Origin of the sequence: Flavobacterium sp. GSP27 (assembly GCF_003970395.1) — a bacterium.
Classification (GTDB): Bacteria; Bacteroidota; Bacteroidia; order Flavobacteriales; family Flavobacteriaceae; genus Flavobacterium.
Map to the genome: position 1 here is coordinate 61,926 of NZ_RYDP01000006.1, position 13,903 is coordinate 75,828.

Annotated in this window: 14 protein-coding genes; 5 read left to right on the plus strand and 9 right to left on the minus strand. The window is 34.4% G+C overall.

Annotated features, from left to right (window positions below; all coding sequences use genetic code 11):
• Positions 1-32: 32 nt before the first annotated feature.
• The gene (locus EKM05_RS07025; protein WP_126554343.1) at positions 33-725 is read right to left on the minus strand and encodes an NAD-dependent deacylase; all 693 of its coding nucleotides are present in this window, start codon (positions 723-725) and stop codon (positions 33-35) included.
• A gap of 217 nt (positions 726-942) precedes the next feature.
• Between EKM05_RS07025 and EKM05_RS07030 the strand changes: the two genes are divergently transcribed.
• A complete protein-coding gene (locus EKM05_RS07030; protein WP_126456320.1) occupies positions 943-1,599 on the plus strand; it encodes an RNA methyltransferase in 657 nt (218 codons plus the stop codon).
• Here EKM05_RS07030 and EKM05_RS07035 read toward each other — a convergent pair.
• Entirely contained in the window at positions 1,596-2,324 is a 729-nt protein-coding gene (locus EKM05_RS07035; protein ID WP_126554345.1) for a hypothetical protein, read from the minus strand. The two genes, EKM05_RS07030 and EKM05_RS07035, sit on opposite strands and share 4 nt — an antisense overlap.
• A gap of 3 nt (positions 2,325-2,327) precedes the next feature.
• A complete protein-coding gene (locus tag EKM05_RS07040) occupies positions 2,328-2,819 on the minus strand; it encodes a hypothetical protein (protein ID WP_126456316.1) in 492 nt (163 codons plus the stop codon).
• A 688-nt stretch (positions 2,820-3,507) separates the two neighbouring features.
• Here EKM05_RS07040 and EKM05_RS07045 point away from each other — a divergent pair.
• Genes EKM05_RS07045 through EKM05_RS07055 form a run of 3 tightly spaced genes read left to right on the plus strand, consistent with a single transcriptional unit; the run spans position 3,508 to position 5,438 of the window.
• Positions 3,508-4,149, plus strand: a complete 642-nt coding sequence (locus EKM05_RS07045) for a hypothetical protein (protein WP_126554347.1) — start codon at positions 3,508-3,510, stop codon at positions 4,147-4,149.
• On the plus strand, positions 4,146-4,709 hold the full coding sequence (locus EKM05_RS07050; RefSeq protein WP_126554349.1) for a hypothetical protein: 564 nt from the start codon (positions 4,146-4,148) through the stop codon (positions 4,707-4,709). Before EKM05_RS07045 ends, EKM05_RS07050 begins: the two co-directional genes overlap by 4 nt.
• A complete protein-coding gene (locus tag EKM05_RS07055) occupies positions 4,710-5,438 on the plus strand; it encodes a hypothetical protein (protein ID WP_126554351.1) in 729 nt (242 codons plus the stop codon).
• Positions 5,439-5,872: 434 nt separating this feature from the next.
• Here EKM05_RS07055 and secA read toward each other — a convergent pair whose 3' ends face one another.
• The 5 genes from secA to EKM05_RS07080 all read right to left on the minus strand — a co-directional run bounded on the left by secA (position 5,873) and on the right by EKM05_RS07080 (position 12,005).
• A complete protein-coding gene (secA, locus tag EKM05_RS07060) occupies positions 5,873-9,223 on the minus strand; it encodes a preprotein translocase subunit SecA (protein ID WP_126554353.1) in 3,351 nt (1,116 codons plus the stop codon).
• A gap of 84 nt (positions 9,224-9,307) precedes the next feature.
• Complete coding sequence (locus EKM05_RS07065; protein ID WP_007138072.1) at positions 9,308-9,529, minus strand: DUF2795 domain-containing protein; 222 nt, start codon at positions 9,527-9,529, stop codon at positions 9,308-9,310.
• A gap of 173 nt (positions 9,530-9,702) precedes the next feature.
• Positions 9,703-10,272, minus strand: a complete 570-nt coding sequence (locus EKM05_RS07070; protein WP_126455107.1) for a cob(I)yrinic acid a,c-diamide adenosyltransferase — start codon at positions 10,270-10,272, stop codon at positions 9,703-9,705.
• Positions 10,273-10,315: 43 nt separating this feature from the next.
• Entirely contained in the window at positions 10,316-11,173 is an 858-nt protein-coding gene (locus EKM05_RS07075) for a RimK family alpha-L-glutamate ligase (protein WP_126554355.1), read from the minus strand.
• Positions 11,174-11,318: 145 nt separating this feature from the next.
• Positions 11,319-12,005, minus strand: a complete 687-nt coding sequence (locus EKM05_RS07080; RefSeq protein ID WP_126455103.1) for an ABC transporter ATP-binding protein — start codon at positions 12,003-12,005, stop codon at positions 11,319-11,321.
• A gap of 379 nt (positions 12,006-12,384) precedes the next feature.
• On the opposite strand from EKM05_RS07080, the gene EKM05_RS07085 reads away from it, so the two are divergent.
• Entirely contained in the window at positions 12,385-13,059 is a 675-nt protein-coding gene (locus EKM05_RS07085; protein WP_126554357.1) for a DUF6565 domain-containing protein, read from the plus strand.
• A gap of 52 nt (positions 13,060-13,111) precedes the next feature.
• Here the strand turns inward: EKM05_RS07085 and EKM05_RS07090 are convergent, their stop codons facing one another.
• Positions 13,112-13,891 carry an O-methyltransferase gene (locus EKM05_RS07090; protein ID WP_126554359.1) on the minus strand — a complete coding sequence of 260 codons (780 nt, stop codon included), beginning with the start codon at positions 13,889-13,891 and terminating at the stop codon, positions 13,112-13,114.
• Positions 13,892-13,903: the final 12 nt, after the last annotated feature.

Consider the following 13,903-nt stretch of genomic DNA (forward strand, 5'->3'; position numbering starts at 1 on the left):
CCTTTCGTGACAAAATAGAAAACGAATGGTTTTTAAATAAAGCCGATTAGCTTCTTTTTTAGTGTTTTCATTCCTTCTGATGCCACTTCAGGAATCACATCTAATGGATTTCGGAGATTTGGAATTTTTATGGGTTTTGGATCAATATAAAAAATAGGTATTTCGCGGGCTGTAAAATCGATTAATCCGGCTGCAGGATACACTTGCAAAGATGTCCCAATCACCGCAAAATAATCTGCACCTTCACTAATTCTAATGGCTTGATCAAGTGCTGGAACTTCCTCGCCAAACCAAACAATATGCGGACGCAATTGATTTTTATTTTCATCGAAATCGCCAAAATTCAAATCGTCCTGCCAATCCAGAATGTAATTTGGGTTTTTGGTGCTTCTTACTTTCAACAATTCGCCGTGTAAATGCAACACATTCGTGCTTCCGGCGCGTTCGTGTAAATCATCTACATTTTGTGTGATGATGAAAACATCAAATTCATTTTCTAATTCAGCCAGAATTTGGTGGCCTAAATTAGGGTGTACTTCCTTGAGTTGTTTTCGTCTTTGATTATAAAAATCCAGCACCAAAGCCGGGTTTTTATGCCAACCTTCTGGAGTGGCCACATCCAGCACATTATGCCCTTCCCATAGTCCGTCGCTATCCCGAAAGGTTTTGATGCCACTTTCGGCACTAATCCCTGCTCCTGTCAAAACCACTAATTTCTTTTTCATTTTATATCAATTTGGGCGTGACCACAAGGGTCGGGCTTTCAGCTTTATCTTTTTGGCTAAAAAGCCCAAAAAGGATACCGCCTCTATCCCTCACGCAAATTCCGCAATCATTTATAATTCAGCTTTTATGGAACAATCCCAAAAGCAGCTGTCAGAATCTACTTTTGAAGCTATAAAGCTAGTCTTTTTTACTATTTTTGCATAAATAAATATTCTAATGGTCGACATTGATTACCTTAATTTTCTTGAAAATATCCTAACGGATAACCGCAAAGAAAAATTCCTGAAAATATTAGAAAACAGAACCAATCATTTTACCATTGCTGTAGAAGATATTTTTCAAATGCACAATACCAGTGCAGTGATGCGAAGCTGCGAGATTTTTGGAATTCAGGAGTTGAACGTTATCGAGCAACGCTACGGAAAAAGTATCGACAAGGAAATTGCCATGGGCGCCCAAAAATGGGTCGATATCAATACCTTCGACAGCATTACAAACTGTGTGGACGCGTTAAAAAGTAAAGGATATCAAATAATCGCTACCACGCCACATGAGAATGATTGTTTGATGGAAGATTTTGACATTTCGAAACCCAGTGCCTTATTTTTTGGAACAGAGAGAGATGGATTATCCGAGGAAATTTTGAAGCGCGCCGATGGTTTTCTAAAAATTCCCATGGTGGGTTTTACTGAGAGTTTGAACATTTCAGTCTCAGCTGCAATCATCATTCAAAACCTGACGAATCGATTGCGCAATTCAAATATTGATTGGCATTTATCCGAAAATGAAATTTTAGAAAAGCGATTGGCTTGGGCTAAAAATTCAATAAAAGACATTAAGCGAATTGAAGAACGGTATTTTGAGGAGCATTAAAACGTTGTTTCACTTTCTAGTTGTATGTCTTTTATATTGTTCGGATTCATTTTATAGCGATAGACGCCGTTATTTCCAATGGCAAATAAGGTGTTGTCTCGTACAATTAAATCAAAACAATTTTTGTTAATGGCATGTACTAAAACTGGTTCAGCAGGATTTTGAATGTTGAATATTTTGATAACATCATCGCAAACCAGTAAATAATCAGCGGTGTAAAAACTGATGCCTTTAGGTTGCGAGAGTGTTCTGCTGTGAATTAATTTTGGATTCGTTAAATCTTTGGTATCATAAACTTGCAAAACGTTAGTGTTGTTGCCACAGGTGGTGTTCGAGTTCAAGGTTACATAGGAGTGTGTGCTATTGGCAATGACAGGATCACAGGCGGTAAAGTGCTGCACGCTTGACAATTTTGTTGGATTTTCAGGATTGCTGATTGAATAGATAAACATTCCGTTTCGAGATCCAATAAACAAATTATCTCCGAATGAAAACAGGGTTTCAATGTCAAAACCTATCGAAATCTCATTGACTTTTACGGGTTTTTCGGAATCGATTAGCGAGAATACATTTAATTTCATTTGGTCAACACCGTATAAATAGTTCCCTTTTATGGCAAAAACAGCAAGCGAACCACCTTGTCCTATTTCACTGTTTTGTGCGCTGTCACTGTCTGAACAACCCATTAAAAATATTAATAATACTAAGGATATAATTTTTTTCATGTGTTACTTGATTAAAGTCCAATCGATTATTATTTCATTTTCTTTAGTGTAGCCTTGTAAGCCATTTGGAGCTTGCTTTTGCGGAAATACATTTTTGTTTCTGTTGGTTACCGTAAAAATTTTGGTAGTAGGGTTGAATGTGGCAGTGACCAAATCAACTGCTTGATTGATGTACACCGTATTTCCTTTGATGGCTAAGTCAGTTGCGCCTGGAGCTTTTATAAAATGGATTCGGATTGGTTTCTTAGGATCCGTGTAATCATAAACATGAAAACCTTTATTGACATCATTGATAAACATTAAATCGTCCTTGATATAAATTTTCCCTGATTTGATAATAGGTTGTGCATTTTGAAACGCAATAGATGTTTCCAGAGCGCTGCGGGCAATAATAACAGGTTTGTATTCTTGACGAGCAAATTCACCGTTATCTGTTGTAGGCCAACAGGAAATAAATAGAAATGAAACCAGAAGGAGAAGTACTATTTTTTTCATTCCGAAATGTTTTTATAAAGATAGCAAAAAGTGTATTTGGTTGCGTTATGACACTGTTATTTTTTGCGTTGCATATATGATGAGACATTAGCTATCAGATTTTAACCGTGTACTTTGTCATTGCGAGGAACGAAGCAATCATATTTAGTGTTTTCTTTTGATTGAGTTTTTATCGTTGTGGGCACGGATTGCAAATCCGCTATCGGATTTTAACCGTGTACTTTGTCATTGCGAGGAACGAAGCAATCATATTTAGTATTTTCTTTTGATTGAATTCTTATCGTTGTGGGCACGGATTGCAAATCCGCGCTATCTGGTTTAATTTAATGTTTTTCATAGTTTTTTCTGTTTTTCTGTAAAATATCGCCTAACGTCAGTCTGTCTAAAAACCTAAAACAAGTCTCTGAGAATCCCATATTTGAGATTTTTTAAAGATAGGAGTCCGAGAACAAAAACTCAAAATGGAGGTTTTTAGACAGTTTGACGTTATGTGGCTTTGCAAGGTTGCGAACTTCGTAACCGATTATTTTCCGTTAAAGATAAAATTTCTTGCGAAACGTAAACGTGAATTTACCAGAAAATTCGCAATCTTGCAAAACCGCTGTTATGGCTAGTTGTAATTTTTGCATAAAGTTTATTGTTTATCTTTAAAAATCAATACTTTTGTTTTAAATTACAAACAGATAAGATGGAAATTGGTTTAAAAATTCAAGATATTGTATTAATAGGATTGTTTAATCCTTCTAAATTTGATAGATATACTTTTATTAAGAATAAAATTTTTAAAGAAAATGATATTTCTGATACATCAGTTTTTTTACCTGAATTGGTAAATATTGAAACAGATATGTTTAATGTTATTTTAAATAATAATCAATTAATAATAAGTTCTAAAGTTGACAGCAACAATGATATATCAGGTGTTTTAATAAAAGTATTAAAGAGTATTGATAAAATAAACTTAAATGCAAGTGGATTTAATTTTAGATATTTTATTGAACCAATTTATGAAGATGCAGAAATAGATGCTTTTGTAAAAACTCAATTTTATAATCCAAGCAATTCAATACAGTCTAACTTTTTTAATTCTGAAACTTCTTCATTTGGATTTTATTGTAGTAAAGATTTTAAAAACACTAGATTGAAGTTAGATGTTAAACCAATATTAATAAATAATATTGATATAAATAAAAAGTCAGTTCAATTTGAATTTAACTTCCATAGAGATTACGATATTAATGATGATTCTTTGTCAGAATTAAATAATTTGATTAAAAACTATAATAGTTATAAATTAGAATCTGAAAAAATAATTAAAAAATTGTTATGAAAACAGAAGTTGCAGAGCATAGAACAATATCATTAAGTACACTAAATGAATCTAGAATAAGTACTGATATCTCTGTATGTGATTTTGTTTCTTGTGGCTCCTTTAGACAGAATATTAATAGTTTTTCAAATAGTCATATAGTTATATCTAATGTTTTAACTAATTTTTCTGCTGATATTAACATTACAGTGTCAATGATTTCAAGTAAATCTTTTATTATTAATAACGATATTGTCAAAAATGATATTGTTAATGAATTTTTTAATAAAGTGATTAAGTTGAATAATATTGGAAAAATTAATGAATCGATAAAAGAGTCATACAAGACTTTTGACAACATATTTAGAGTGAATAACATTGCACTTGCCGATAGAATATTGTTAAACGAAAATACGGATGATTTGCCAATTTCTGTTTTAATATCAATACTAAACTCGACTTCAAAATTTAAAGGCAACCTAAAAAATAGAGAATTAGTTTTTAATAAAGTTAAAAAGACAATGATTAACAAAATTGGAAAAGAAAACTTTGATAAATCATTGTACTTTAGATTGAAATAAATGGAAATTGAAGATGTAATTGATATTCATTTAGAAAAAGATTTCTTTTTTGCCATTGCAGTTGGTATTGATCAAGATGGATTTACCCACAGTTCAATTATCTACAAATGGGATGATAAAATAAAAACACTAGATTTTTATTTGGGAAAAATCAGGAATCATCTATCGTATGGTGATTTAGGTAATTCAGATTATATTTTCGTGAAATATAATCGTGATTTTATCCCAGATGATTTTGCAATTCAAATACCATCTTTATGTGAACTTATTGTTGAAAAAAATAGTTTAATAAATTTTGGTATTACATATAATAGTTCGTCATTTGATTTCGATGAACAAGATAATTTAATTTTATTGGGAGATGATTTTGGATTAACTTGTTCCACTTTTATAATTTCAATTTTTCAAACAGTTGGTATTTCACTTATTGAGTTTGGGAGTTGGAAGCAAAGAGAAGATGATTTATTGTGGCATCAAAATGTTTTAGATTTTTTTATCGCTAAAAACAAAGAGGATTCAAAAAAATATCCTGATAAAATTTTAAAGCATTTTCAAAATAATGCAGGATGTTTCAGATTTAGACCAGAAGAAGTTGCATCTGCAACAGCAAACAATACATTTCCGTCAAATTTTGATTATTGTAGTGAATATGGTAATAGATTAATATTTGCTCTTAAAAACGGTAAAGAGTCATATAATCACAAATTTCCGTTGTTGCGAAACAATTAGCCATAACTTGTCTATAGGCGATACAAACTTTAGCATATACACCCATATATGGGTAGATTGGCGAAGGTTTCTTTCGCTTTATTAATTTCCAAATATATAAATAATTCTTTACAAATCATCAAACGCGTTTTTTATTTATTGTACGTTTTTTTGTAAACGTGTATTTGATCGCTACTCTTTTATGTACCGCAAAATCCCTAGCCCCGACTGCAGCGGAAAGCCTATGCCGGTTGAAAACCACTTTTTTCTGGTGGTGGCAGAGCGACCAGAGGAAGCTCCTGACAGCACCTAGAAAAAGGGTTTGAAACCAAATAGCTTGCAGCGTAGGGCGGGAATGGCTCCTGAAATTAGATCCTGAAATAAATTCAGGATAAAAAAAATTCCCCAACTACTTTCGTAATTGAGGAATTTAATTTAAGGTATCGAAACGGTTATTAGTTAACGATAACCCATTGTCCTGAAGCGATTAAGCTCTCGGCTTTTTTGTATTTCATTTCCTGCGTTTGTCCGTTGGCCACGTTCTGAATCGTAACAGTATCATTGCGATTAATTTTTGGCATATCTCTCACGATAGTTTCGGTAACTTGACGTTGTTGCGTTTGTCCCGCTTCACGATTTTGTGTTGCTAATTCATCAGAATTCAGCACCTCGTCTTTGCTCAATTGAAAGTCTTCTTTCTGACGTACTTCTTTTGCCTCTTGAATTTGTTGGTTTTCTTGAGCCGGTAAATCACCTTTGAACAAGAACGAAATTACTTCTTTATTTACATTGTCAATCATAGCTCTAAACAAATTGAAAGCCTCGAGTTTGTAAATTAGCAATGGATCTTTTTGTTCGTGAACCGCAAGTTGTACCGATTGTTTCAACTCATCCATTTTGCGCAAGTGTTTCTTCCAAGCTTCATCAACAATAGATAATGTAATATTTTTTTCAAAATCAGCAACAAGTTGAGCTCCCTCAGTTTCGTAGGCTTTTTTCAAATCAGTAACTACATTCAACGATTTGATTCCATCTGTAAATGGAACAACAATACGTTCAAATTGGTTGTTTTTGTCTTCGTAAACATTTTTTATAATAGGAAAAGCTTCTCTGGCGCTTCGTACTGTTTTTTCGGTGTAATATTCTAATGTAGCTTTGTACACTTTACCTGTTAATTCCATTTCGCTGAGTTTTATGAACTCACTTTCAGTAACCGGTGATGTGATAGAGAAATAACGAATTAACTCAAACTCAAAGTTTTTGAAATTGTTAGTCGCTTTGTTTTGATCAATAATTAGTTCGCAGGTGTCATACAGCATGTTGGCAATATCCAATTTCAATCGCTCTCCAAACAAGGCATGACGACGGCGTTTGTACACTACTTCACGTTGCGCATTCATGACATCATCATATTCTAGTAAACGCTTACGAACACCAAAGTTATTTTCTTCTACTTTTTTCTGGGCACGTTCGATCGATTTAGTCATCATGGAATGCTGAATCACTTCGCCTTCCTGCAATCCCATTCGGTCCATTACTTTTGCCACTCTTTCAGAACCAAACAAACGCATGAGGTTGTCTTCAAGAGAAACATAAAACTGAGAACTTCCAGGATCACCCTGACGTCCTGCACGACCACGCAACTGACGGTCTACACGACGCGAATCATGACGTTCTGTTCCTACAATTGCTAATCCACCTGCGGCTTTTACTTCGGCAGATAATTTAATATCGGTACCACGACCCGCCATGTTTGTTGCAATAGTTACCACACCCGGTTTTCCAGCTTCTTCAACAATTTGCGCTTCTTGTTTGTGCATTTTTGCATTCAAGACATTGTGTGCAACACCTCTCATTTTCAACATTCGACTTAACAATTCTGAAATCTCTACTGAAGTTGTGCCAATAAGAACCGGTCTACCTGCTTTAGATAATTCTGAAACGTCTTCGATTACGGCATTGAATTTTTCACGAGTAGTTTTATAAATAAAATCTTCTTTATCTTTTCTGGCCATTGGTCTGTTCGTAGGAATCTCTACCACGTCCAGTTTGTATATTTGCCACAACTCACCTGCTTCAGTAGAGGCTGTTCCTGTCATTCCTCCCAGTTTGTTGTACATTCTGAAGTAATTCTGTAATGTAACTGTTGCAAATGTTTGTGTTGCTGCTTCAATTTTTACATTTTCTTTGGCTTCAATGGCTTGGTGTAAACCGTCAGAATACCGACGACCGTCCATTATACGTCCCGTTTGCTCATCAACAATCATGATTTTGTTGTCCATGATTACATATTCTACATCTTTTTCGAATAAAGCGTAAGCTTTCAAAAGTTGTGTCAGGGTGTGGATGCGCTCACTTTTGATTCCGAAATCTTGAAATAATTTTTCCTTCTCTTCCGCTTCTGCATCTTTATCAAGTTTTCTTTTTTCGATAGCGGCAATTTCGGTTCCAATGTCCGGAAGTACAAAAAAGTCAGAATCAGTATCTCCGGAAAGGAATTGGATACCATTGTCAGACAGTTCTACCTGATTGTTTTTTTCTTCAATAACAAAATACAAAGCCTCATCAATCTTGTGCATTTCTCTTTTGTTATCCTGCATGTATTGATTTTCGGTTTTTTGAAGCAATTGTCTAATTCCTTCTTCACTCAAAAATTTAATCAATGCTTTATTTTTTGGTAATGCTCGGTAGGCTCTTAACAATTGGAATCCACCATCTTTGGTATTTCCTTCTTTTATTAATTTTTTAGCTTCAGATAGGAAGCCGTTTGCCAATTGACGTTGTAAACTAACCAAATTTTCAATTTTTGGTTTCAATTCATTAAACTCATGGCGATCTCCCTGAGGAACTGGACCTGAGATAATTAATGGTGTTCTTGCATCATCAATCAAAACAGAATCGACTTCATCGACAATCGCATAATTGTGTTTTCTTTGCACTAAATCTTCTGGAGAATGTGCCATATTATCTCTCAAGTAGTCAAAACCAAACTCATTATTGGTTCCGTACGTGATATCAGCATCGTATGCTTTTTTTCGTCCTTCTGAGCTTGGCTGATAATTGTCAATACATTCTACTGACATACCATGAAATTCAAATAAAGGTGCTTTCCATGTACTATCTCTTTTTGCCAAATAATCGTTGACAGTCACTAGATGTACTCCGTTTCCTGTCAATGCATTTAAGTAAAGCGGCAAAGTTGCCACTAATGTTTTTCCTTCACCTGTTTGCATTTCAGCTACTTTTCCTTCATGTAAAACCATTCCGCCAATTAATTGTACGTCATAGTGAATCATGTCCCAAGTAATTTCTTTACCCGCAGCACTCCAAGAATTTGCCCAGATCGCAGTGTCTCCATCTAGAGTTATATAGCTTTTTGTTGCCGAAATTTCACGGTCTTTTGCAGTGGCAGTTACAATTACTTGTGTACTGTCTTTGAAACGTCTAGCCGTTTCTTTGACTACAGCAAAAGCTTCCGGAAGAATTTCTAACAATGTTTTTTCCGAAATATCATAAGCCTCTTTTTCCAGCGCATCAATAGCGACGTAAATATCTTCTCGTTTGTCGATATCTTCAATACTTTCAACTTCTACTTTCAGAGCACTAATTTTAGCATCTTTTTCAGAACGGTCTTGTTTTATTTTTTCTTTGAAAAATGCAGTACGCGCTCTAAGCTCATCATTAGATAATGCCATTAGAGGAGTTTCAAAAGTTTTAATTTTGTTAAGATACGGCTGTAAAGCTTTCACATCTTTTTGAGATTTATCCCCAACAAAGACTTTGATAATACTATTTATAAAACTCATAATATGTTTTTATTTCTGTTTGTGTAATTCTGTAAATTTAAACAAAAAAAAAGCCTCTTTAGAGACTTTTTCTTGGTTTACTTTTTAATATTCATCCTCATTCCAAAGATAATCTTCGTCTGTAGGATAATCTGGCCAAATTTCTTCCATTGATTCATATATCTCGCCTTCATCTTCTATAGACTGAAGGTTTTCTACTACTTCTAATGGAGCTCCTGCTCTAATAGCGTAGTCAATAAGTTCGTCTTTGTTAGCAGGCCACGGTGCATCACTTAGATAGGATGCTAATTCTAATGTCCAATACATCTTGTTGTCTGTTTAGTTTTGTGCAAAAATAAATTTTTTACTGAAAAAGACAAGTAAAAAATCATTTATTTTAATAAAAAGTTAAGAACGTTTTTTTTGATTTAAATTTTGCGGTTAAAAAGTTTGCATTTTTTCACTATAAATACAACTGAAAAAACCTTAAATGCTGCAAATTATTTTCTAGGAATCCATTGAACTTCCGTAGCTTTCAGATCATGAGACAACTTTCGTGCCAACACAAAAAGGTAGTCAGAAAGTCGGTTCAGGTACTTTATTGCGATTTCTGCAACCGGTTCGTTGTGGCTTAAATGAACTGCTAAACGCTCCGCTCTACGGCATACGCAACGTGCTATATGACAATATGACACGGTTGTATGTCCGCCAGGAAGTACGAAATGAGTCATGGGTGGTAAGGCTTCTTCCATGCTGTCAATTTCATTTTCCAACAGTTCAATATCTGATTCAATTATTCCGAGTTTTTTCAAACGAAGTTCGCCGTTTTTCAGTACTTCTTTTTCCGGTGGCGTTGCTAATATAGCGCCTACTGTAAACAAACGATCCTGAATCTCGATTAGAATTTCTTTGTAATGGGAATTCATCTCCTGATCTCGGATTAGTCCAATGTGAGAATTCAATTCGTCTACCGTACCATAACTTTCTATTCGTGCGTGATCTTTTGGGACTCTGGTTCCTCCAAAAAGTGCCGTGGTTCCTTTATCACCAGTCTTTGTATATACTTTCATCCAAGGTTTGTGTTAATTTGTAATTTGTTTGATGGAAACAAATTTACTGTATTAATTCCACTATTGCCGTAACAAATCGTTCCAGTGAACCTTCACTTAAATTGAAATATAAATCAGGTTCAATGCATTCAATTTCCATTAAATAAAGTTCATTATCAATCAGTATCCCATCTACCCTGGCGTACAGTAAGTTCTCTTGAAAAGTATCAACAACTTTTTGTGCTTTTTCAATCAATTCTGAACTGGGATGTACCAAATTATAGATACCACCAAATAGGGACTGTACTCTAAAATCTCCATCTACCGGCTTTTTGTTTACCGCATGAGAGAATTTTTTATTGAAAAAGATAAATGAAGTTTCACCTAGAGTTTGAATCTCCGGCATAAATTCCTGTAACAGCAATTCTTTCTCTGCAGCTATGGTCGCATATTTCTGGTTTATTTCTTCACTATCTGATGTTTCAAAAACTTCAGTGAGATACGATCCTGCCGAAAATGCAGGTTTTATGACTGCTTTTTTCCAATGGGAAGGTAGGTGTTCAGCTAGATTCAGAGTGTCTGTTTTGTCAATAAATACGGTTGGTAATATTGTGATTCCTTGCTTTTGCATTTCACGCAAATAAAACTTGTGTATGTTTTGTTTGATTATTTCAATCGGGTTAAGTGTTTTGATACCCAGTTTTTCTATTTGGTGGAGCCAAATATTAAATTCGGTTTCTTTTTCGAAATAATCCCAAGTATTGCGAAAAATCAGGAAATCAAAATCAGCCCAGTTAATGGTTTTGTCACTCCAAATCACCGCTTTGGCGTTAATATTATGTTTGGCTAGTGCAGGAATTATTTTTTGATCTTCAGGATTTAAATCGGGAAGTTTTTGGCAGGTTAGTATGGCGATATTCATTTTAGGTACTAGTTTTTATTTGGGGTTTAAAAGATATTTGTGAGTGGGATTTTTTAGCCCGGATAGAAGCGGTATCCTGTTTCTTTTTTCTTTTTAAAAAAGAAAGAGATACAAGCGTATAGCCGGAAAAAGCTCCTAAAAAAAATTATTTGGTCGTATCGCTTTCAATAATTCCGTCACGCAATCGTATAATTCGATGCGCATACGCGGCAATTTCTTCTTCGTGCGTTACTAAAATAACGGTGTTCCCATTGGTATGGATGTCTCCAAAAAGTTTCATGATTTCAAGAGAGGTTTTGCTGTCTAAATTTCCTGTAGGTTCATCCGCTAAAATGATGGACGGCTTATTGACTAGGGCACGTGCAATTGCCACCCGCTGGCGTTGACCTCCTGAAAGTTGGTTGGGTTGGTGATCCATTCTGTCAGCAAGATTTACTTGTTCTAAAACTTCCGTGGCGCGTTTATTTCTATCAGATTTAGAGAAACCGGCATAAATCATGGGTAAAGCTACATTGTCTAGTGCGGTTGTTCTGGGTAAAAGATTGAAAGTTTGGAAAACAAATCCTATTTCTTTATTGCGAATTTCGGCTAATTCATCATCTTTCATCTGGCTGACATCCTTCCCATTCAGGATGTAACTACCAGAAGTTGGCGTGTCTAAGCAACCTAATAAATTCATTAAGGTAGATTTTCCGGATCCTGAAGGTCCCATTAATGCTACGTATTCGCCTTTGTTTATTTCTAAATCAATGCCTTTGAGAACATATACAATTTCATTTCCAAGCACAAAATCTCGTTTGATATTGGTTATTTTGATTAGCGGGTTTGCCATTAGAATGTATGATTTTTTGACCTTCGACGGTGCGTAGGGTGCTATTAAATTAGATTTTAAAAGTACAAAAGACTTTTGAATTATTAATAAGTAGATGTTTTTTAAATTTGTTACATTTTGAGCTTAGGTTTATGCGGTCAGATAATTTTTTATTAATGAAGTACTTGCGTTTTTTTCTATTTTCTTGGTAAATGTATTTTTTAATACGTTAAATCATTCTATTAAATTTTATGTTATTATAGTATAAATTTGTGTAATTCACACTTTATTGGTATTTATTTCATAATTATTTTAATTATTTATAACATTTTTTGGTTATAATTGATAATATAATAATATTACTTATTTTTGTTAAAAGTATTAATCAAATCAAGAAGTTATGAAAAGTACAAAAATGGTGTTAGGAATAGCGGTAGTCGCTTTAGGATTTGCCTCCTGTAAAGATGAAAAAACAGAGCAAGCGGAGAAAATAGTGGATTCTTATGTGATGTATGTGGATTCATTAGGGAATGTTTCTTCCGAGAATGCTAAAGCAAACTGGCAAGGAATTGAAGCTACGTATCAATTAAAAAGTGGTAATGCAAAGGCAGCATTGGCAAATATGAAAGACAATGCGGAGGCGCAGAAATACCTTGATGAAGCAAATGCTAAATACGAGGCTTTGAAAGCAAAATACGAAGCCAAAATAGAGGCTCAAGATAAAGCCGCCGCTGCTGCAAACCCAAAACAACAAATGAGAAATACTTTATTTGGTGAAGGGAAAGTGGGTGAGGATATGAGTTTTGCCTGGGTGGATAAAGATAATATTCTTAGCGTGTACCAGCAATTTGTAGATGCAGTTGAAACGAATAAAGATAAGTATTCTCGTGAAGACTGGGACGAAATCAAATTGATGTATGAAGCATTGGACAGTAGAAAAAATACAGTTGAAAAAGAAGGACTTTCAGTGGATGATAACAGAAAAATTTCGGGTTTAAAATTAAAATTTGCACCAATTTATACGCTAAACAGAATGGGAGCAAAATCTGGAGAAATGAAAAAAGCTAAAGAATAAAAAGTAGTTATTCGATATTGAAAATGGCAGTCAGCAATGGCTGTCACTTTTTTTAGGTTCGAATCACAAAATGTTCTTTTGGTTGTTCTCTCCTAAAAAATACCAATCCCCACTGAAATGTGTCAATTGTTACCGTTACTTTGGGATGGTTTTTTATAATTTCCCAAGCTTGTTCCATTTCTGGCGACCAGTGAATGTCATCGAATATCCAAAGGGTTTCGTTCGTAATGGTAGGAAGTAATACTTCAAAATAGTCTAATGTTGCTTTCTTGGAGTGATTGCCGTCGAAGTAAATTAGGTTATGGGTTTTAGGCTTTAGGCTTTCGGTTTGTAAATAAGTACTGAACTCTGTTATTTCGGAACATATAGTATTGAAATTGAATTTTTTAAATTGCAATTGAGCTTGTTTAGCGGTTTCAGGACAACCTTCTAAAGTGATTATTTGGGCTTTTAAATTCCCTAAAGCTAGGGCAGAAGTCGCCAATCCCAATGAAGTTCCAATTTCTAAAATAGAGTCCGGTTGAAAATAATTGGTGATTCTAAAAAGTAATTCAGCTCGCTTGGGAGAAATCCCTGCTGTTTTGGCAATCTTGGCAATAACTCTGGAATTCGATTTAAACACTTTGGAACCCGCACCAAAATCAGTGACTTCAATGGTATTATTGTTTGCTAAAAGCGAGTTTCTATATTCTCTTAAAATCGTATATTCCGGTTTTGATTTTTTATCATAAAAGCATCTCGTCAATAAAGTAAACACAAATGGCGAATGCACCGCATGCTCATTTTTTGAGTGCCAAAGGAATTGTAAATACGATTTGATTTGAAACAGCATGGAACTTTTTTG